General features: G+C 43.7%; 13 protein-coding genes. 6 read left to right on the forward strand and 7 right to left on the reverse strand.

Features of this window, described 5'->3' with window-relative positions:
* The first annotated feature begins 110 nt into the window (after nt 1–110).
* Nucleotides 111–1,856 (forward strand): hypothetical protein, encoded by a 1,746-nt coding sequence (locus tag AC07M6_RS09540; protein WP_494888801.1) that lies wholly within the window; start codon nt 111–113, stop codon nt 1,854–1,856.
* Nucleotides 1,857–1,933: 77 nt separating this feature from the next.
* Here the strand turns inward: AC07M6_RS09540 and AC07M6_RS09545 are convergent, their stop codons facing one another.
* Nucleotides 1,934–2,275 carry a cupin domain-containing protein gene (locus AC07M6_RS09545; protein WP_494888803.1) on the reverse strand — a complete coding sequence of 114 codons (342 nt, stop codon included), beginning with the start codon at nt 2,273–2,275 and terminating at the stop codon, nt 1,934–1,936.
* Between the two features lie 267 nt (nt 2,276–2,542).
* Between AC07M6_RS09545 and AC07M6_RS09550 the strand changes: the two genes are divergently transcribed.
* Both AC07M6_RS09550 and AC07M6_RS09555 read left to right on the forward strand, forming a co-directional pair.
* Nucleotides 2,543–4,390 carry a CocE/NonD family hydrolase gene (locus tag AC07M6_RS09550; RefSeq protein ID WP_494888804.1) on the forward strand — a complete coding sequence of 616 codons (1,848 nt, stop codon included), beginning with the start codon at nt 2,543–2,545 and terminating at the stop codon, nt 4,388–4,390.
* 144 nt (nt 4,391–4,534) lie between these two features.
* A complete protein-coding gene (locus tag AC07M6_RS09555) occupies nt 4,535–4,876 on the forward strand; it encodes a hypothetical protein (RefSeq protein ID WP_494888805.1) in 342 nt (113 codons plus the stop codon).
* A 22-nt stretch (nt 4,877–4,898) separates the two neighbouring features.
* Here AC07M6_RS09555 and AC07M6_RS09560 read toward each other — a convergent pair whose 3' ends face one another.
* Nucleotides 4,899–6,818 (reverse strand): AAA family ATPase, encoded by a 1,920-nt coding sequence (locus AC07M6_RS09560; protein WP_494888806.1) that lies wholly within the window; start codon nt 6,816–6,818, stop codon nt 4,899–4,901.
* Between the two features lie 204 nt (nt 6,819–7,022).
* On the opposite strand from AC07M6_RS09560, the gene AC07M6_RS09565 reads away from it, so the two are divergent.
* The 3 genes from AC07M6_RS09565 (at nt 7,023) to AC07M6_RS09575 (ending at nt 10,015) form a co-directional block, all read left to right on the forward strand.
* Complete coding sequence (locus AC07M6_RS09565; RefSeq protein WP_494888807.1) at nt 7,023–8,708, forward strand: GH39 family glycosyl hydrolase; 1,686 nt, start codon at nt 7,023–7,025, stop codon at nt 8,706–8,708.
* An 81-nt stretch (nt 8,709–8,789) separates the two neighbouring features.
* Nucleotides 8,790–9,764, forward strand: coding sequence for a glycoside hydrolase family 43 protein (locus AC07M6_RS09570; RefSeq protein ID WP_494888809.1), 975 nt, complete (start codon nt 8,790–8,792; stop codon nt 9,762–9,764).
* A 68-nt stretch (nt 9,765–9,832) separates the two neighbouring features.
* Entirely contained in the window at nt 9,833–10,015 is a 183-nt protein-coding gene (locus tag AC07M6_RS09575; protein WP_494888811.1) for a hypothetical protein, read from the forward strand.
* A 52-nt stretch (nt 10,016–10,067) separates the two neighbouring features.
* On the opposite strand, the gene AC07M6_RS09580 is transcribed toward AC07M6_RS09575, so the two are convergent.
* The 5 genes from AC07M6_RS09580 to AC07M6_RS09600 all read right to left on the reverse strand — a co-directional run bounded on the left by AC07M6_RS09580 (nt 10,068) and on the right by AC07M6_RS09600 (nt 20,531).
* Nucleotides 10,068–10,412, reverse strand: coding sequence for a phosphoribosylpyrophosphate synthetase (locus tag AC07M6_RS09580; protein ID WP_494888812.1), 345 nt, complete (start codon nt 10,410–10,412; stop codon nt 10,068–10,070).
* Between the two features lie 153 nt (nt 10,413–10,565).
* Nucleotides 10,566–13,031, reverse strand: coding sequence for an ABC transporter permease (locus AC07M6_RS09585; protein WP_494888814.1), 2,466 nt, complete (start codon nt 13,029–13,031; stop codon nt 10,566–10,568).
* Nucleotides 13,032–13,117: 86 nt separating this feature from the next.
* Nucleotides 13,118–15,499 (reverse strand): ABC transporter permease, encoded by a 2,382-nt coding sequence (locus AC07M6_RS09590; protein ID WP_494888816.1) that lies wholly within the window; start codon nt 15,497–15,499, stop codon nt 13,118–13,120.
* Nucleotides 15,500–15,577: 78 nt separating this feature from the next.
* Complete coding sequence (locus AC07M6_RS09595; protein ID WP_494888818.1) at nt 15,578–17,953, reverse strand: ABC transporter permease; 2,376 nt, start codon at nt 17,951–17,953, stop codon at nt 15,578–15,580.
* A 106-nt stretch (nt 17,954–18,059) separates the two neighbouring features.
* Nucleotides 18,060–20,531, reverse strand: coding sequence for an ABC transporter permease (locus AC07M6_RS09600; protein WP_494888820.1), 2,472 nt, complete (start codon nt 20,529–20,531; stop codon nt 18,060–18,062).
* Nucleotides 20,532–20,661: the final 130 nt, after the last annotated feature.

A 20,661-nucleotide genomic window follows, 5' to 3' on the forward strand; every position in this document is an offset into this window, starting at 1 on the left:
CTTCCCGGTTACAACCATCAAAATCAGAACAGTACAGGATGCTGCCCTGCAAATAAAAAATGATTTTTATACATCCAATTAACCTGTTTGCCATAGCAACAACCTTAACAATGATGAAAACACATTTAAAACTAACAGCCTGTTTATGCCTGTTGATCAGCCTCTCGCTGGCCGGTATGAATGCCCGTGCGCAAAAGAGTGCTTCGGCCGGTACGGTTATTATACCTGCGTCCTCCTTTTTGGGTGGCTTGCCTAAAGGCGATATCATTGCCGATGCACGGGGCGATTCCTGGTATTTTAACAACACGGCGCTGGTGCTTAATTCGCTTACCAATCTCATCACCTGGGTAAATATTCCGCAGGCCGGCAAGTATTACGTTTATGTACGCAGTTCGGGCGAGCGCCGTACGGGCTTTAAAGTAGTGGTAGCCGATATGGTTACGCCCGAACGCTTTGGCGATACGGTACTGCGCTGGAAACGCGGCCCGGCATTTGATTTAAAAGCCGGAAGGACAGTGGTGAAGATCACCCGGATTAACCCCGCCCCTATAGTTGATGTAATTGTCCTGAGCAAAAACCCCGATCTGAAGGAAGAAGATATCCTGCCCTACCAGCTTAACCCGGATGTAGTGTTGCTGAAAGAGTATAAATCTCCTCTTTTCCCCGGACTGCCTAAGTTTGGCGATATAGATGGTGATAAAAAGACCGATTTCCTGATCCTGTCTAACGATTTTACGGCCACCATGTTCGATAATTCGGGCAAGCAGCTTTGGCAATACGCGGCCCCGCCCGAAAATGCCCGGCTACGATCGGAGTTTGAAGCGCCGGGTGTGATATGGGATTTTGACCACGATGGCAAAGCTGAAGTGGTACACTGGCGCTTTATTGACGGCAAGGAATGGCTGGTAATAGCCAACGGCCAAACCGGCGACATCATCCGCAAGGTGGAATGGCCTACACAGCCCCTGCCCCATGTGTATAATAACTTCCGCCTGGCTATTGCCAAACTCACTAAAGGCGCACCTAACGAGATTGCCGTATTTACCGATATGGGCGGCACCATAAACACTACCCTGTATGACAGTAATCTGAAACAACTTTGGCAGCATACCGAAAAACGTTTGAAGGATAACCAGGGCCATTACATTTATCCGCTGGATATCAACGGCGACGGGATAGATGAAATACTGGTAGGTTCGCAACTGCTGGATGCCAAAGGCAAAGAAATTTGGAACCGTTTTGATTTGGTGAACGATAACCACGACCATGCCGATAGTTACAAGGTGATAGATATGGATCATGACGGCAAGCTGGATATCATCATATCCAACAGTGAAACCGGCGTATATGCCATTAAAGGTATGACTAAAGAGATCATCTGGCAAAACGTTGCCGAGCATAGCCAGCAACTGGAAGTGGGCGATTTTTTACCGGGTGTCCCCGGCCCGCAAACGGTAATTGGCGGCCGCACTTATGGCAAAGCCCCCGGTGAGCCCGGATTAGCCAGTCAGCTTTTTTGGTACGATAATAAGGGCAACCTGGTTAATATGTGGCCGCACGGCTTCCCGATAAACGGCAACCCTAATTTTGTGAGCGGCAACTGGCATGGCAAGGGTGTAAAAGAAGTTTTTTGGTACAAGTTTAAGTTAGATGATAAAGGCGAAGGCGTACAATACTTCCCCGACCAGGTATACCACATGTTTGATTTTACCGGTCGCGGCGCAGATGAGGTTGTTACTTTTGGCCGCGGTGTAATGCGCATTTATGGCTCGCGCACGGCAGTGCATACCGGTAAAGACAGGAAGGCCGACCTACGGTATTTACAGCTGAATGTGGCTAATCATACACATTATTAATAGATTATTAAGCAACAAAGCCCTGATGCAGAAACATCAGGGTTTTGTTGCTTAATACAAATAATCCTGCATATTAATTATTCTACCCGTACAGTTTCCATATCTGCCAGTTCGATAGTAAGGTTGACCGAACGTTCTCCTTTAGGCCGCGTACGGTGCCTTGCATTAGCGGGAACACTGAACAGTTGGCCTTTACCGATCTCCACAGTACCGGTTTCAAGGTCAAGCAGCAAAGTACCTTCCAACACAATAAACGTTTCGTCTGAATTTGGGTGATAGTGCCAGTAAAAGTCTTCGGTCATTACGCTGATCCTGACTACGTGGTTGTTGACATGGGTAAGGATATGATTGGCATAATTATCCGAAATAGCCTGTTGGTATTCGTTTAAATCAATTAAATTAAGAGGCAAAATATTCATTGGTTCCAATTTAAACTATCACACGAATTTTTGATAACCCGGCCACTTTTTTCAATTCGTGAAATTCGGCTAATTCGAAAAAATTCGTGTACTTATTCAATTCCTGAAATTCGAAAAAATTCGTGTACTTATTCAATTCGTGAAATTCGACTAATTCGAAAAAATTTGTGTACTTATTCAATTCCTAAATATAACACGCTGATATATCTTTTAGTTTACGATACAGCCCAAATTCAATATATTTACGTTCGTTGTTAAATATATCAAATGAAGAAGATCGCCTTATTTATCACCATTTTATTTCCGTTTGCCGTAGCTGCTCAAAATGCCGACTCTGTATGGTTTGTAAATAATTACGTTAAAAAAGAAGTGACCATCCCCATGCGCGATGGGGTTAAGCTTTTCACATCCATTTATATACCGAAGGATCAAAGCGAAAAACACCCTATCCTGCTAACCCGAACACCGTATTCTGTTGCGCCCTATGGCACCGCTTATAAGGCTTACTGGCGCGGTTATATGATGCGCTATTGCCGTGATGGTTATATTATGGTAAACCAGGATATCCGTGGCAAATACATGAGCGAGGGATTGTTTGAAGTAGTGCGCCCTTTTAATCCCAATAAAAAAACTAATAAAGATATTGATGAGGCCAGCGATAGCTACGATACCATCGACTGGCTGGTGAAAAATATAGAGAACAACAATGGCAATGTAGGCGGCATCGGCATCTCATTCCCGGGCTTTTATGCTACCATGATTGCTTTAAGCGGTCACCCGGCGTTAAAGGCGGTTAGTCCCCAGGCACCGGTAACCGACCGTTTTTTTGGCGACGACGATCATCATAACGGCGTAATGATGCTGATGGATGCTTTCGATTTCCAGGTGGTTTACGGCTTTACAGCGCCAAGTCGTGCGCCATCGGTAAGCGGCGCCCGGGGAACTCTGAAATTTAGCAGCCAGGATAATTATGAACAATATTTAAAGGTAGGCGCCATGCCCAATTTCACTAAAATGAGTGGCGATACCATGCGATTTTGGAGCGATATGATGAACCACCCCAACCTGGATGCCTGGTGGAAAGCGCGCGATGCCCGCAGCGGCATTAAAAACGTAAAACCCGCTATGCTGATCACCGGCGGCCTGTTTGATGCCGAAGACGGCTATGGCGCCTGGCATACTTATGATGCTTTGATTAAGCAAAGCCCTGCAACCAACAGCAAATTAATAATGGGCCCATGGTACCACGGGCAATGGGCCAGTAAAGATGGTAGCCGTTTAGGCAATGTACTATTTAACAGTAATACGGCTACCTATTACCAGGATTTGGAGGTGCCCTTTTTTAATTATTACCTGAAAGGCAAAGGGGCCGATACCTTAAGCAAAGCCACCATCTTTTTTTCGGGCGAAAATAAGTGGCGCAGGTTTAGCCAATGGCCGGTAGCCGATATAAAGCCAACCCCTGTTTATCTGCAGGCAAACGGAAAATTGTCCTTCACGGCTTCGAACAGTACAAAACCGGCGTTTGATACTTATATAAGCGACCCGGCCAAACCTGTGCCTTATGCAGAAAAAGTGCATGCCAACCGCACCCGCGAATATATGGTGGACGATCAGCGTTTTGCGGCCCGCCGTACCGATGTGCTGGTATATGATACAGGCATATTAACCGATGATATTACACTGGCCGGGCCAGTAGTGGCCGACCTGATGGTGAGCCTATCCAACACCGATGCCGATTTTGTAGTGAAACTGATAGATGTATTTCCTGATCGTACACCTCCCGATCCGATCACTAAATATCCCATGGGCGGTTACCAGATGCTGGTGCGCGGCGAGATTATGCGTGGCAAATTTCGTAACAGTTTCGAAAAACCCGAGCCATTTGTACCCGGCAAGCCAACACGGTTAAAATATATCCTGCCCGATGTAGCGCACACCTTTAAAAAAGGGCACCGCATCATGATACAAATACAAAGCTCGTGGTTCCCCCTAACCGACCGCAACCCGCAGCAGTTTGTTGATATTAACAAAGCGAAAGATGCCGACTTTGTGAAGGAGACGATCAACGTTTATCACAATAGTTCAAAAATAATATTGCCGGTAATCAAATAGCGGTGGAATAATCTATTACTTACTAAGTTAACCGTTGAAAAGATGAATCAGGAGGCTTTTAATTAACATCATATTGTTAATCAAATAAAATCAATTTAACATATTGGCAAATCCATGGGTTATTAATGGTAGCTTTACACCCACATGGAAGAAAGAAAATACTTAGCCACCTGGAGAAAATATTTGCCTGTAATTCGTTTACACATTAAAAGAAGCCTGAACGAAGAACAGAGTTTTAAACTGAACATCACCGATTTTGAATCAGCTGGGGACCGTGGTAAATCCGGTTACACGTTCAACATCACCATGGAAAACGGCAAAGTAGTTAATAACATCAGCGGATCGGCCGTAGCACGCGACCTATACGAACTGTTAAAAACCGACGAAGTTATTAAAAGCATTCTTTCAGATAAAAACGTAAAGATCAGCGTAGGTAAATCATTTTTACTGAGCATCAAAACTACTTACGTTTCGGTTTATAAATAGGCGTTATCGAGAGAAGCTTCATTTAGGCGATTACTGATAATTCTGCTATGTTTAACTGAGCATTGGCAAATTGCTGTGTCCAGAAGCCATGCATTTTTCCATTTTGGTAATTTTTATCTTTCTCCCTAATTTCAATAATGCGTTCCCTTGCTAAATAACTCATTGATTTTATTGCAGCCAATCTTGAAGTCTCGTCAATTTGCATTAAAAGTCTTTTAGGTATTTGGTGAGCCTTTAGCCTCCCATCTCCTCTTAAATCGAAACATGAAAAATCTTTATCTTTTTCCGTTATCTTAAACAGATCTTTTAATTGTGGGGTATCTAAAACTAAAAATCCTTTTTGATATGCCTTTTCTCCAATTGGAATTTGGTGATCCTCTACTAATAATAAAACACCTTGATCCGTTAAAAGATCTGATATGGTTCCATTAGTCTGAAAAAGTTTTATCCACTCTTTTGGATCAATTTCATGCAAAACATTACACATGATTACGACATCGAAGCTCCCTCTATCGTAGATTGAAAACAGTTCATTGAAATCGTTAAAGTACCTGTTGCTACAATCTCCGTAAGCTTTTCCTAAAGCTTCCTCACAAAACTCTTTATCATCCCCAAACTTATCATAAGCGATGTAATCGATTTTTTCAATTAGTTTATCCTGATCGCTTTGATCTAAATCAACGATATTAGATATTAATCGGCCCTTTCCGGCACCATAATCCAAAATCCTTAGTTGGCTTGCTGAAGTTAATTTTAGAAGTTCTTTTCTTATTTGCAATGACTGAGGATCATTCGAATCTGTACTAACAACAGATGGATCAAGAAGGCATTCAAATGCATACCGGCTTGTTGCATATTGAGCAGGTAAAGAAATAAAATCCTGAAGTTTTGCAATTTCATTTTCATCTCCCAATAAACTCTTTAACACCTTTTCGGGAGTTTTACCTGCGTGTCTTATAGTTCCATTTTCAACGTACCAAAGCAATGATGGATCAAAATGTGCTAACAACGGGATAGAGTGCGTGGCAATCCAAATTTGACCATTTGAAACACATTTTTGAATCCTCTCGATGGTTTCAATTATAACTGATGGATGCAAATGATTTTCCGGCTCGTCCAATATTAATATTAAGTCCTTCAAAGCGGTTTCCTGGCTATAAATAGCTAAACAAAATTGAAGTAATATTTTTTGCCCGTCCGATAATTGTGCTTGCCCCATTGGAAAATTAAATAGCGTAGGTTCTCCATTTAATGTTCTTCCAATTTTTGTATTGAGAAAAATATAGATTAATTTTTCTAATTTTTCATAGTCATTTGTTGCTTGAACTTTTTCCGCATCTGATGCTTCAGATAAATGATGTGTTGCACCAAACCATCGATCTTGAATAATTTGAATTTTTGCAAGTGTTCCCTGTGGTAAATTATCTACTCCAACTGCATCAATATTATTTGCAAAATTCACAATTGAATTTTTTGCAAACGTGCCACTATCCTGTAAATCTAAATTCTTAGGAACGAACCTTACAGATGTGTATTTTTCTGCCAATTCTGTTGTTTCAATTTGTTTCCAGTCATATTGTAGATTTAAGTTTTCTATTTGCTTAATAGCTCTATCTTTTGCACCACTATATTGCCGTATTCTTTCGTTCATTACTTCAATTTGCACTTCATCTACCGTGTTAATCAATAGATTATTGACCATTATTAATTGTTGTTCGAAATTATCTATATCTTTTTGTTCGACATCAATTTGCATTTTGGCATTTTTGACGGAAATTTCATTCGGTTTAGATGGAAACATATTAAATACTTTATTTAGTATACGAGTTTTTCCTGACCCATTTTTTCCTGCGATTAAAACAACATTACTTAACTTGTCCATTTTAATCTGATCAAGTCCATCAGTTCCGTGTTTGGGTATATTAATTTTTGTGATTCTCATTTCGGCTTAGCTTGATTTCTTCTACACAAATCTATTTAAACATACTTCATTAAAGAATTCTTTTTCGATCAATCTTATGCCATCCTGCACTATCCCGATTTTATTAAAAAAATCTGTTACAGTGGCCTATTTTAATAAATGTATTTCTTACATTTAAAATAGTTTTATAAACCCAATTATTTACTCATTTTACCGAATCTACAAATGAAGGAACTTTACCGTGCTTGCCGGATATTGGTATTGGCTGCCATATTATTCCATACGGCCTATGCACAGCAAATATCACCCGTTGTAACCAATATCAATGTAGATTTGAACAAGCCTGTAGGCGATATGACCCCCATTTGGGCCTGGTTTGGGCATGATGAGCCGAATTATACCTATATGAAGGATGGCCGCAAGCTGTTAACCGAACTATCGGCCCTAAGCCCGGTACCGGTATACATGCGCGTGCACAACCTGCTCACATCTGGCGATGGTACACCTGCGCTGAAATGGGGATCGACCAATATTTATACCGAAGATGCCAAAGGTAACCCGGTTTATAACTATCGTATAGTCGACAGTATATTTGATACCTACATAAAACGCGGTATGAAACCACTGGCGCAAATAGGCTTTATGCCCGAAGCGCTATCTACCCATCCCCAACCCTACCAGCATAACTGGAAACCCGGTGTAGAGTATAAAGCCATCGAAACCGGCTGGGCTTATCCGCCAAAAGATTATAAAAAATGGGGCGAGCTGGTTTACCAATGGGTAAAGCATTGCGTAGCCCGTTACGGCGCTAAAGAAGTAGCTACCTGGTACTGGGAAGTTTGGAACGAAGCCGATGGCGCTTATTGGAAAGGAACCGTTCCCGAATTTTATAAGCTATATGATTACGCCGCCGATGGTGTAAAACGCGCGCTACCAACCGCCCGTATAGGAGGCCCCAACGTAACCGGCGGTGGTATGAAATTCCTGACCGGCTTCCTGAACCATTGTTTAAAGGATACCAATTACGTAACCGGCAAAATAGGTTCGCCGCTGGATGCAGTGCTGTTCCATGCCAAGGGATCGCCAAAGATCACCAACGGACAGGTGCGCATGGGCATATTGAACCAGTTGCGCAATATGAACAATATGTTCAAGCTGATCACCTCGTACCCCCAACTGAAAAACATCCCGGTTATCATTGGCGAGTCCGACCCGGAAGGCTGCGCCGCCTGCGGGATGAGCACCAATCCTGAGAATGCTTACCGCAACGGAACACTTTATTCAAGCTATACAGCCGCCTCATTTGCACGCGCTTATGAACTGGCCGATCAGTATAAAGTTAATTTGATTGGCGCCGTTAGCTGGTCGTTTGAATTTGAAGACCAGTCCTGGTTTGCAGGCTTCCGCGATCTGGCTACCAACGGTGTTGATAAACCGGTACTGAACGTGTTCCGCATGTTTGGTATGATGAAGGGCAAGCGCGTACAGGTGCAAAGCGATGCCATGTACCAAATAAAACCTATCCTGGATTCAGGCATCCGTAAGCAGCCGGATATCGGCGCATTAGCCTCGGCTGATGCCAAAACCGCCGCGGTAATGCTATGGAACTATCACGATGATGATAACTCCCGCACCCCGCGCGGCGTATCGCTTAAACTGGATAACATACTCGCCAAATCGGTTACGCTTACCCGCTATGTGATCGACTGGACGCACAGCAACTCGTACGAGGTATGGAAAAAGATGGGATCGCCGCAACAGCCTACCGCCGCGCAGATTGGTACGCTTGAAAAGGCCGGCATGTTGCAAAGCCTGGGTAAAGCTCAAAAAGTGACGGTGCACAACGGAACATATACGGTAAAAACCACCCTGCAAGGCCAGGGTGTGGAATTGGTGAAGATGGATTGGTAGATACCCCCATTGTCATTGCGAGGAGCTGCGAGGCCTGTGCCGCGCTATCGCTCGCAATGACAAGTTAATGAATATATAAACATGAAAACACTCAACATACTCCTAATCAGCGCCCTAACCTTATCGGGCATCGAAGCAATTGCACAAACCAAAGACACCGTTATCCATTCCAGCGGTAACCCTATTATCCGTCATCAGTTTACGGCCGACCCGGCCGCGTTGGTTTATAAAAACAAGGTTTATCTGTACACCGGGCATGATGAAGCCCCTGAAAAGGTAAGCAGTTACCGTATGCATAACTGGCTTTGCTTTTCGTCAACAGATATGGTGACCTGGACCGAACACCCCTCACCTTTAAACGTAAAAGATTTTGCCTGGGCTAAAGATGATGCCTGGGCCGGACAGGTGATTGAGCGTGATGGCAAGTTTTACTGGTATGTAGCTATTACCCATGGCGCCATCCACGGTAAGGCCATTGCTGTGGCTGTGGCTGATAAGCCCGAAGGCCCTTTTAAGGACGCCCGCGGATCAGCATTGGTGACCAGCGATATGACCACACAAACCAAAATTAGCTGGGACGATATCGACCCCACCGTTTTTATTGATGATGACGGACAGGCTTACCTGATTTGGGGAAACACGGTTTGCTACTATGCCAAACTAAAAAAGAACATGACCGAACTGGACGGCGATATCAAAACCTTTAGTTTACCACACTTTACCGAAGCGCCCTGGATCCATAAACACAATGGCTGGTATTACCTGTCGTATGCTTATGAATTTCCCGAAAAAACGGCTTACGCCATGAGCCGCAGCATCACCGGTCCCTGGGAATATAAAGGCATCCTGAATGAAATTGCCGGCAATAGCAATACCAATCACCAGGCCATTATTGATTTTAAAGGTAAATCGTACTTCGTATATCACAACGGCGCGCTGGCTGCCGATGCGGGCAGTTTCCATCGTTCGGTTTGTATCGATTACTTGTATTACAACCCGGATGGCACGATGAAACGCGTAGTGATGACATCCGAAGGGGTTAAACCGGTAAAATAACACATCAAAAACAACAGTCTGATGACTACCTTATTCCTGCAACCTCTCCCCAAAAACTAATAGCTGTTATGTTATTAGTACCCGCTTTTGTTTTGCAATTATCCGCGCAAAGCAAGCCATGGCAAACGGTAACATTACCAACCCGTAACGAGAAGGCAGCCAACTTGAAAAACTACCCGCTGCCCTATGCCGAAACCGTAACCTGGGGATTGCAGGGACCGGTGAATAAGGAGAGTATTATTATTTACTGATTTTCTACAAGGCGTTTGCTCCTACGGTGCAGCATCTGCTTTTTATCGGTTTTTAAGCCGTTGGCCTGTCCGATCCGTGCAGGTTTTTACTTACCTGGTAATGGTGCAGCTTAGCCAATACAGCCGAATCGCTATCATCGGCATAAGTACCGTAAGCGTTTACCAATGCGCCTTTCAGGTTATATTTTGGCGATGATATAGCGTAAAGAATGGACATATCAGACGGGTTACTGGCGCCCTCAAAACGGTAAAACTCGTCTATTTCAAAATCATCAGGCCCCATTTGTATATTGGCTGATTTATCATTTATCGTATTCCCATCTAAGCTTAAATTTGCTGAATATCCCCTTTTATTAAGGTCGTTCAATGCATCGACCATCGTCTCGTAGTTTTTCATGGTTATTGGTTTTTAGGTTTGATGTGTTTCTACCTGATTAACCATAAAAAGACGGTTGTTGTTTTAATAAAGTAGTCCGAAAGACAGAAAGTCGGGAAGTCCGAAAGACTTGTGCTTACGGACTTCCCGACTTATACGGACTTGCGGACTTTTTTATTCGCTCCTCAAACTCCTTACCGGGTTAGCGATAGCTGCTTTTATGGTTTGGAAAGCGGAGGTAAATAAGGCTGCAGATAGCATGGCCATACCACTCACAACAAATATCCACCAGCTGATGGCTGTACGGTCGGCAAAATTTTGGATCCATTTATTCATGGCCCACCAGGCAATAGGCGCGGCTACCGCAAAGGCCAGTAAGGTTAAGCCCATTAACTCGGCCGATAGCAGGGTTACAATCTGCGCTACCGAGGCGCCAAGCACTTTGCGTACACCAATCTCCTTTGTGCGCTGGGTGGTGGTATAAATAGCCAGGCCCAATAAACCAAGGCAACTGATCAGGATAGACAAGCCGGTTGCCCAGCTCAATAAAGTGGCTGTGTGCTGTTCCTTTTCGTAAAAACGGGCAATGGTTTGGTCAACAAACTCATATTCCATATCATCTTTAGGGTATACTTGCTTCCAGGCTTTTTGTATGGCGGCGAAAGCAGTTGCCCAATCGCTGCCTCCACCTGTTTGCGGTTTTAAGGCAATGTGAAAGGTGCCCTGGTAATTTACATCAGTACTGGTCATCATCACCAAGGGAGTTATCGGCGCATGCAGCGACTCCTGCGGAAAATCCGAGATCACCCCGACGATCTGCATACGCTTATCACCGTTAAAACCGTCAATGATTTTCCCAACTGCCTCGTTCGGGTCTTTAAAGCCCAGCATTTTTGTTAAGGTAAGATTTGCCATAAAAGCCCTGTTAGTATCGGCCGGCAGCAGATTGCGGCCCGCTAATAGCTTGATATGATAGAGCCTGATGTAGTTGGCATCGCCAAACTTCATGGATAAGTTAGACAGTTTAATCTCCTTTTTACCATCCTTATAAGTGGCTTCTGTTGAACTGGTGTTTTCTGACGATGGCGCATCGTTACCGGCGCTTACCATTTCAACCTGTGGTATTTCACGCAGCTTATCCAGGAAAAACTGATCGCGGCTTAAAACCCGGTTCTTCCATGGCGAACTGATCATCACAATACCATCCTTTTTAAAACCCAATTCCTTATGCGTGGCGTAGTAGATCTGTTTGCTTACCAATACTGTGGCCATAATAAAAACCTGCGCAATAACAAACTGTGTAACCGTTAACGATTTACGCATTAAGCTATTACGCGTTTTACTTAAACTACTTTGCGATTGATTTTTAAGCACCGAAACAGGTTTATAACCCGATAACGTGATAGCCGGATAGAAGCCTGATAACAAGCTGACCGCAATTGACAAACTGATTAAAAACAGGATGATCCCGGGTTGATGCAGCAGATCAAACTTAATGCCCGGCGGGATAAAACCCGAAAATAACTGCAGTATAAATGGTGTAATGAATGCCGAAACCATAACAGCTATCAGCGTTACCAGGTAGTTTTCGCTTAGAAACTGGAATATCAACTGGGCACGGCTGCTCCCCATCGTTTTACGGATACCTATCTCTTTAGCCCTTTGTGTGGCTTGTGCGGTAGTCAGATTAATAAAGTTAATGCAACCTAATAACAACAGAAACAGGGCAATACCTAATAAACTGTATAAAGTAGTTTTGCTGGCAACCTCATCATAGCCGGCAATGCCGCCATACCGGGCATTAAAATGGATGTCGCTGAGTGGCTGTAAAGCAAATTTCTGTGTTCTGCCGGGTTTGGCCGGGTTGTTTTTTATCAGGATATCGTTGAGCTGTTTTTCAATTTGTCTTACTGTAGCTTTTGGCGATAGCTTGATAAACAACTGGTGTTTTACACTGGTACCGCCCCAATTATTTAACCGCAGTTCGGCTTTTAAGTCTGGGTTAGCTAATCCTGTTGCGAACGAGATCATATCGTGATAAGTAAAGCCCGAGTTTTGCGATAAGGTTTGCACAATACCGCTTACCGTTGTTTTTATGGTATCGTACATCACTGTTTTACCGATCATATCCTGATAGGCGGTATGCGGGAAATACAGTTTGGCCTGCTCCGATGTCAGCACCACCTGGTAAGGGGCATTCAGCGCGTCCCTGGCCGATCCGGCCAGCCATTTGTAAGGTATCAGGTCAAAATACCCCTTATCGGCAAGCGCGACGTTTTTTTGTGCCTTAAACTTAACCGGGGCAGCCTTGCTTTGCGGGATAGAAACATCGGGCAAAAGTATCCTGTATAGTGGGGCCATGGTTTGTAAACCGGCAACCTGGTTTTTAACTGCACCCGGCAAGGGGCCGCATACACCGGGGTTAGGAGCAATTTGTCCTGAATAATCAAAATTGGTTACCACGCGGTAAATGCGGTTATTATCCGGCTGAAATTTATCAAACGTCAAATCGTAATGGACAATCAGATAAATTACAATAGCAGCGCTGATGCCAATAGACAGCCCGATTACATTGATAAATGTAAACAGCTTATGCCTGCTAATACTGCGTAACGCAACTTTGAAATAGTTTTTGATCATGCTATTGAATTAGTCCGGAAGTCGGTAAGACCGAAAGTCCGAAAGATATTATATGTAACTCCAACTTCCGGACTTCCCGACTTGATTTATTCATTCCTTAAACTCTTCACCGGGTTAGCTATCGCCGCTTTTATGGCCTGAAAACCAACCGATATCATAGCGATGATAAAAGCTACCCCACCGGCCGAAGCAAATATCCACCAGTGGATTTGTACGCGATAGGCGAAGCTTTGCAGCCACTGGTTCATTGCCCATACCGATAGCGGCGCGGCTATGACAAATGCCAGTAACACCATCCACATAAAATCGTTAGAGAGCATTAAACAGATCTGACTAACCGACGCGCCTAATATTTTGCGGATCCCTATTTCCTTGGTGCGCTGCAGTGCAACTAAAGAAACCAGGCCTAATAAACCTAAGGAACTGATAACTATTGCTATTACCGCCGCCAGCCAGATCAGCTTTTGCTGGATGTTTTCCTTTTTGTATAAAGCCGCGATTTGATCATCAATAAATTGATAGCTGAATACCTGTTCGGGTAAAACACGCTCGTACTCCTGCTGTACTGTGTTTAAAGTGGCATGCAGGTTATTGCCCGAAAGTTTTACTGCCATATTAGTTTGCAGGGTACTGTCTTCCAATATTACGGATGGTTCAATGTCTTTCACTAAGGAGTTGACGTTAAAATCTTTCACAACGCCTACAATTACGCCCTTAACATCACCGGCTGATAGTTTTTTACCCACAACCGCATCTTTTTGCCGGCCCAATAGCATAGCAGCCATTTTTTCGTTGATCAGGAATTCGGGGACGGCTTGCGCGCCGCGCATATTACGCCCGGCTATAATTGTCAAACCAAAGGTGCGGCAATAGGCCGAATCGCCCAGGGCATAGCGGGCGGGCCATTTTTCCCAGTTCGGCCGGTTATTAAACAGCACCGTAGCGCCACGCATGCTATTGCTTGATGGGGTATTTAAACAAAAACTAAGTGACTGAACACCGGGTATCTGCTTCAGCTTTTGTGTAAGCTGATATTTTTGTGATGTATTTACCTGGCCAACCGGCATAGTAACTACCATTTTTCGGTTAAAACCAACATCGGTATTCCTAAGCAGGTTTACCTGCAGCACAATGATAATAGTGCAAACAATTAAGGCTTGTGTAACCGTATTTTGAAATACCACCAAAACCTTGCGGCCGATACCTGCAGGCAGGTTCATTACATTGTTTTTAAGCGCGCCGGCAATACTTACGCGGCTTAGCAACCAGGCCGGATAAGTCCCGGTGCTTATCGTGATCATAAGTAATAAAATACCCGTATACAAAAACAAATTGGTGTACGAAAGGATATAAACCGGCTGATCTGTAAACAGCCAGCTATTGGCCGCCGGCAAAACCATAGCCACCATAACAACAGCGGCAATAACCGCGATAACCGAGGTAACCAGCGATTCGGTAATAAACTGCATAAAAATCTGCATGGCCGTACCACCCAATACCTTACGGGTGCCTATCTCTACACTACGTTTGGTTTGCTGGGCTACTACTATATTAATGTAGTTGATGACTGCTATGGCAATAATCAGCACACCGATACCAAACAATGTCCATAGCAGTGATTTTTGAACTACTCCCCCATAGCGGGTATCAAAATGCACTTCCTTTAGCGGCAATAAGGTAAAGTCAAATATTTTGGCATCCTTACCGAACATTTTATGAGTGACGGCTTTTAATTGTTTTTCAACAGCAGCTTGATCCGACGTGTTTTTTAAAACAACAAAACCGGCGTATTTAGTGCCCGAATAGTTCCAGTCTTTTAAAAAGTCTTTATCACTGCCATATGCCGGAATTATGGTGGTAAGCGAACTAAAGGATACAAATATATCCGACCGGATGTCCGAATTATAAGGCCCATCGGCTACCAAACCGGTAACTATAACCGGGTGGCCATCAAACGCAAGTGTTTTGCCAATTGGCGATACTTCACCGAAATATTTATGCGCTGTTCTCTGGCTTAATACTACATTGCCAGGCACATTCAAACTGGCAGGACTGCCGGACAGCCACTTGTAACTAAAAATGTTAAACCATTCGGAATTGGTAAACGCTACCGTATTTTCTTCTTTAAACCGCTTGTTATTATTACCCGCAATGCTCACAATAAAACTTTGGCGTTCTATCATAAAAGCGGCTTTTTGTACCTGGGGTACATTAGTTTTCATGTACTGGTATTCTGCATACGATGTCCCCCTGTCGTACTCCGTTTTATCTAAATGCAACGCATGCACCAACCGGAAAGTCCTGCCCGGGTTTTTATGGTAAGTATCGAAGTTTAAGTTATAACCGATATACAAATAGATCAGGATGCAGCAACTGATAGCCAATGCCAATCCGCTTATATTCAGGAAAGTATAAAACTTCCGGGTAATGATGTTACGATAAGCTATTTTAAGATATATCCTGAACATAATTATTTCATTGGGTCATTGAGTCATTGGGTCATTGTATCGCCACATTAATAATGACCCAATGACTCGATGACAAATTTATTCCGACCTTAAACTATCCACCGGGTTGGCTACCGCAGCCTTAACCGATTGGAAACTGATAGTGGCAAAAGCTATCACTGCCGTTACAAAGCCGGCCAGCACAAATATCCACCAGCTTAAGTCTACTTGATAAGCAAAGTTTTGCAGCCATTTATTCATAAAATAATAGCCTAATGGCATGGCTATCACAGTAGCTATTAATACAGGTTTCAGCAAATCTTTTGACAACAGGAACAGGATGTTCTGTACCGAAGAGCCTAATACTTTACGTACGCCTATTTCCTTTGTGCGTTTAGCGGCGGTAAATGATGCCAGGCCAAACAAGCCCAAACAGGCGATAAATATGGCCAGGCCCGAAAATATGCTCAGGATGGTTTGCTGGCGGATATCGTTTTTATAAGTAACATCAAATTTTTGATCAAGGAAGCTGTATTCGCAAGGGTAAACCGGGGCCACCTGGCGGTAAGCGCTTTTAATGGCTGCCAACCCACCGTTTATAGCGCCGGGTTTTAGTTTAATTACCGCTACCCTCCTGTCATCCGCTGGCGAGATAACCAATGCATCCATGTTCTCTTTCAGCGACAGGAAGTTAAAATCTTCCACTACGCCTATTATTCTGCGTCGGCTGCTATCCCTGAACCTGTTCTGGATCCATTTGCCTACAGCCTGGTTGGGCGTAAAACCCAGTTTGGTAGCGGCTGTGCGATTGATTAATACAGACTGTGTAGTATCGGTTTTAAACTGCGGCGAGAAATCGCGACCGGCTATAACTTTCAGGCCAAGCGTTTTTACGTAATCAAAATCGGCAAATTCGGTACGGGGCTTAAATTGCTCGCGCTGGCCTTCAGCATCAAAGCTAAAAATATCGTAAAAACCGCCCGGCTCGCCCGACATTAACGAAACCGCCTGGATATTACTATTTTGCAATAGCTGCTCTTTAAAAGCGATACGGTGATTATAAATATCATCATTATCTATCGGCACAGTAACGGTTTGCTCTTTATCATAGCCCAAACTCTTGCTTTTTACATAGTTCATTTGGTTCATAATTACGATAGTGCCGATGATGAGCAGTACCGAAATACTAAACTGCACCACTACCAGCGCCTGCCTAAAAAACGAACCGCCTTTACCCAATCTCAGCTTACCCTTTAAAGCCTGTATAGGCGAAAACGCTGATAGGAAAAACGCCGGGTAGCTGCCGGCCAAAAAGCCCACAACCAGTATCACACCAATTAAAAACAGGTAAATAGGCAAAGCATTCCACGATACGGTTAAACTGTAGCCCAGCAACTGGTTATAATAAGGCATTAACAGTAACAGCAACCCTATGGATAAGATACAGGATATAACAGTTAACAAAATAGACTCGCCGATAAATTGCATGACCAAATGATCGCGCAGGGCGCCCATTACCTTACGTAAGCCTACTTCCTTTGAACGCTCAACCGCGCGGATGGTAGACAGGTTGGTGAAGTTAATACAAGCGATAAGCATAATGAGTATGGCGATGGAAAGGAAAATATAAACCACCTTTTTATCACCATGCTTCACATTATCAAAGGATGAGGCATCCTCAAAATAAATATCCTTCATGGGCGTAAGCGACAGGGTAAAATGAAACCCGAATTTGGCCATATCCTTACCCATATACTTTTGCATAAATGCATCAAACTGGCTCTCGAGCCGGGCTTTGTCGGTATGCTCGTTCAGCAGGGCGTAAACAAACATGCTGTTATTAATCCAAACCTTAAAGTTATCGCTGTTGCTGTAGTTTGATATCGGCACTACCATATCAAAATCAAGGTGCGAGTTTGACGGCACGTTCTTGGCAATGCCGGTTACCTTTAACTGCAGGCGCTTATCTAATGTTACCACCTTACCCATCGCGTTAGCAACGCTGCCGAAGTATCTTTTCGCTGTTTTTTCGGTAAGGACAATGCTGTTAGGATTCTTGAGCACATCTGTAGGGCTACCTGCAATCAGCGGAAAAGAAAATAACGTAAAAAAGCCGGCATCGGCGTTATAGATCTTCCTTTCAGAAAAAGCCTTATCATCAAATGATACCAAATTATTTGTTGCCTGCACCCGCACAGCCATTTTAATATCGTTCGGGAAATCGTTCAGCAAAGCCGGCGCGTACGGGCCTGATAGATAGGGCACGCTGGTTTTCATTTTATCAAACTTGCGCATCACCCTATATATGTTTTTCTCGTTTTTGTGGAAGCTGTCCACGCTAAACTCGTTCATAATATACAGGAAGATCATCAGGCATACCGTAATGCCAATGGTTAACCCCAAAATGTGGATCAACGAAAAAGCCTTACGCTTGTACAGGTTGCGCCAGGCAATTTTGATATAGTTTTTGATCATAATTTAAAATTAGTCCGGAAGTCGGAAAGACCGGAAGTCCGGAAGATGCTTCTTGCTATTTTTTACTTCCGGACTTTCCGACTTATGCGGACTTCCGGACTTTTTTCTACTCAGACCTTAAACTTTTAACCGGGTTAGCTATGGCAGCTTTCATCGACTGGAAACTAACGGTAACCAAAGCAATTATTACGGTTAAGCCACCCGCCAATGCAAATACCCACCAGCTGATAGCTGTTCGGTAGGCAAAGTCTTCCAGCCATTTATTCATGGCATACCAGGCCAGCGGGAATGCAAATACCGAGGCGATAATAACCAGCTTTAAAAACTCCTTCGATAACATTTGCACCACATTTTGTACAGATGCCCCCAATACTTTACGGATCCCGATCTCTTTAGTGCGGCGCTCGGCCGTGTAAATAGCCAAGCCCAGCAGGCCTAAACAAGCCACGGTAAGCGATAAAAAGGTAAACACGCTAAATACCTTGCCTACGGTTTGATCGGCGCGGTACAGGGCGTCAAACTCGGCATCCATAAAGCTGTATTCAAATGGCGCATCCGGCGAAAACTGTTTCCATTTACTTTGCAGGTGACTGATGGTTTTACTGTAATCGCCGGGTTTTACCCTTACGGTGATATAGGACACGCCCACACGGTAAGTTTTGGATGTAGTATAAAACAAAGCAAAAGGCGATACCTCGTTGTGTAAGGATTCGGTATTAAAATCTTTAACCACACCAATCACTGTAAATTTTTGATTGCCGTTGCCAGGATAGGTAATTGTTTTGCCGATGGGATCCTTCCATCCTATTTGCTTAACGGCTGTCTGGTTCAGGATGACAGCAGACGAATCGGCAAAGGTTTTGGAGAATGCGCGGCCCTGTGCCATCTTTAAGTTTAAGGTTGGTATAAACGCGTCGTCGGTAATGAAGGAAGACAGGGCGATATTATTTTCGCCTTGCTTAATGTTATCCAAACCGGTTTCGGGCACATAAAAATCGCCGAATGACCTTCCTGAAGGGATACCTGTTGTGATACTGGCGTTCAATACTTCGGGCATTTTCAAAATTTCCTGCCTCAGGCTTTCCTGGCTCTGGCCCAGCCGGCCGGTGTTGGATATAATTACTACGTTTTGTTTATCCAGGCCCAGGTCTTTAGTATGGTTATATATCAATTGTTTATACACTACTATGGTACAAATGATCAAGGTAGTTGATACGGTAAACTGGAACACCACCAGCGCGTTGCGGGTAAAAAAAGTGCTAACCGATCCTTTAAATAAACCACTGCCTTTTAATACGCTCACCGGTTTTAACGATGTAAGGTAAAACGCCGGGTAACTGCCGGCCAGCAAACCGGTAATGCTAATCAGTATAATCAGATACATCCAGGTAGATGCGCTATAAAACACATTCAGGCTAAGCGCTTTGCCCGATAGATTATTAAATAACGGCAAGGCGATGATAACCATTGCAATAGCAATAAACATAGCCAGTATGGTGTATAGCATGGCCTCGGCAATAAACTGCCCGATCAGTTGCCCGCGTTCAGAACCTAATACTTTACGGATCCCTACCTCTTTGCCACGCTTAGCCGATTGCGCGGTAGAGAGGTTCATGAAGTTTACACAGGCCAGCAGCATAATAAATAAGCCCACTGCCGAGAAGATGTAAACGTTTTTGATATCACCCTGCTCAATAAAACGACTGGCAATACCTGCCGAATACAAGTGCACATCGGTTGATGGCTGCAGGTGCAGGTCCCAGCGGCCGCCTTTCTTTTTAAATTCATCAAAAGGTTGGCCAACACGGTTGAATGCCGCGGAAGCCTGTTCTTTGATCATAGCCGGGAATTTACTTTCCAACTGTTTAATCCCGGCTGCATCGGTAGGTTTATGAAGTTTTACATAGGTGCCCATTTGCAGCCATATCCAGCTCCAGTCAAACCGTTTAACCGGGGGCATACCTATATTGGATTGTAGTACTTCAAATTGTAAGGAGGATTGTGCGGGGATATCTTCCAGGATGCCGGTTACCGTAAATGGTTTGGAATACTCATCAAAAACCAATGTTTTACCCATTGGGTCGGCATCACCAAAATAACGCTTGGCAGCCTTTTGGGTAAGCACTACCGAATTTGGCCCATCCAAAGCGTTAGCCGCATTGCCGGCCAGCATCTTATAACTAAAAAATTGCAGAAAATTACTATCAACCGATAACAGGTTCTTTTCGGTGAGTGATTTTTTCTCGCCCTTTATTTCGTAATGGACAATCTCGTCGCCCGGCAAAAAAATACGGGTATAACTCTCAATTTCGGGAAAGCTATTGCGTAAGGCGGCGCCTGCTGGAGGCGGGGTGTGCCCGGCCGTTACATCAGCATCGCCCATTTTAACGTTCACGTTAACACGATAAATGCGGTTATTATCCTTAAAAAAACGATCGTAGCTTAACTCATCCTTTACATACAGACCTATCAATAACACACAAGCCAAACCTATAGCCAGGCCGCTGATATTAATAATACTGCTCACTTTATTGCGGGTTAAATTCCGCCATGCTATTTTGATGTAATTCCTGATCATAGATTCAATTTTGAATGATTGTTTATTGAATGCAACAACAACTATGAATACAATAATATACCAAATAATCAACTAATTGATTATCAATAAATTAAACACATACAACATGATATTAACCGTACGCTTACGT

The sequence above is a fragment of the Mucilaginibacter sp. GW821-FHT07H05 genome (assembly GCF_059418485.1).

What these genes read in the sequence shown, in the direction of transcription:
- AC07M6_RS09540 (WP_494888801.1), top strand. Translation starts at nt 111, where the DNA reads ATGATGAAAACACATTTAAAACTAACAGCCTGTTTATGCCTGTTGATC.
- AC07M6_RS09545 (WP_494888803.1), bottom strand. Translation starts at nt 2,275, where the DNA reads ATGAATATTTTGCCTCTTAATTTAATTGATTTAAACGAATACCAACAG.
- AC07M6_RS09550 (WP_494888804.1), top strand. Translation starts at nt 2,543, where the DNA reads ATGAAGAAGATCGCCTTATTTATCACCATTTTATTTCCGTTTGCCGTA.
- AC07M6_RS09555 (WP_494888805.1), top strand. Translation starts at nt 4,535, where the DNA reads ATGGAAGAAAGAAAATACTTAGCCACCTGGAGAAAATATTTGCCTGTA.
- AC07M6_RS09560 (WP_494888806.1), bottom strand. Translation starts at nt 6,818, where the DNA reads ATGAGAATCACAAAAATTAATATACCCAAACACGGAACTGATGGACTT.
- AC07M6_RS09565 (WP_494888807.1), top strand. Translation starts at nt 7,023, where the DNA reads ATGAAGGAACTTTACCGTGCTTGCCGGATATTGGTATTGGCTGCCATA.
- AC07M6_RS09570 (WP_494888809.1), top strand. Translation starts at nt 8,790, where the DNA reads ATGAAAACACTCAACATACTCCTAATCAGCGCCCTAACCTTATCGGGC.
- AC07M6_RS09575 (WP_494888811.1), top strand. Translation starts at nt 9,833, where the DNA reads ATGTTATTAGTACCCGCTTTTGTTTTGCAATTATCCGCGCAAAGCAAG.
- AC07M6_RS09580 (WP_494888812.1), bottom strand. Translation starts at nt 10,412, where the DNA reads ATGAAAAACTACGAGACGATGGTCGATGCATTGAACGACCTTAATAAA.
- AC07M6_RS09585 (WP_494888814.1), bottom strand. Translation starts at nt 13,031, where the DNA reads ATGATCAAAAACTATTTCAAAGTTGCGTTACGCAGTATTAGCAGGCAT.
- AC07M6_RS09590 (WP_494888816.1), bottom strand. Translation starts at nt 15,499, where the DNA reads ATGTTCAGGATATATCTTAAAATAGCTTATCGTAACATCATTACCCGG.
- AC07M6_RS09595 (WP_494888818.1), bottom strand. Translation starts at nt 17,953, where the DNA reads ATGATCAAAAACTATATCAAAATTGCCTGGCGCAACCTGTACAAGCGT.
- AC07M6_RS09600 (WP_494888820.1), bottom strand. Translation starts at nt 20,531, where the DNA reads ATGATCAGGAATTACATCAAAATAGCATGGCGGAATTTAACCCGCAAT.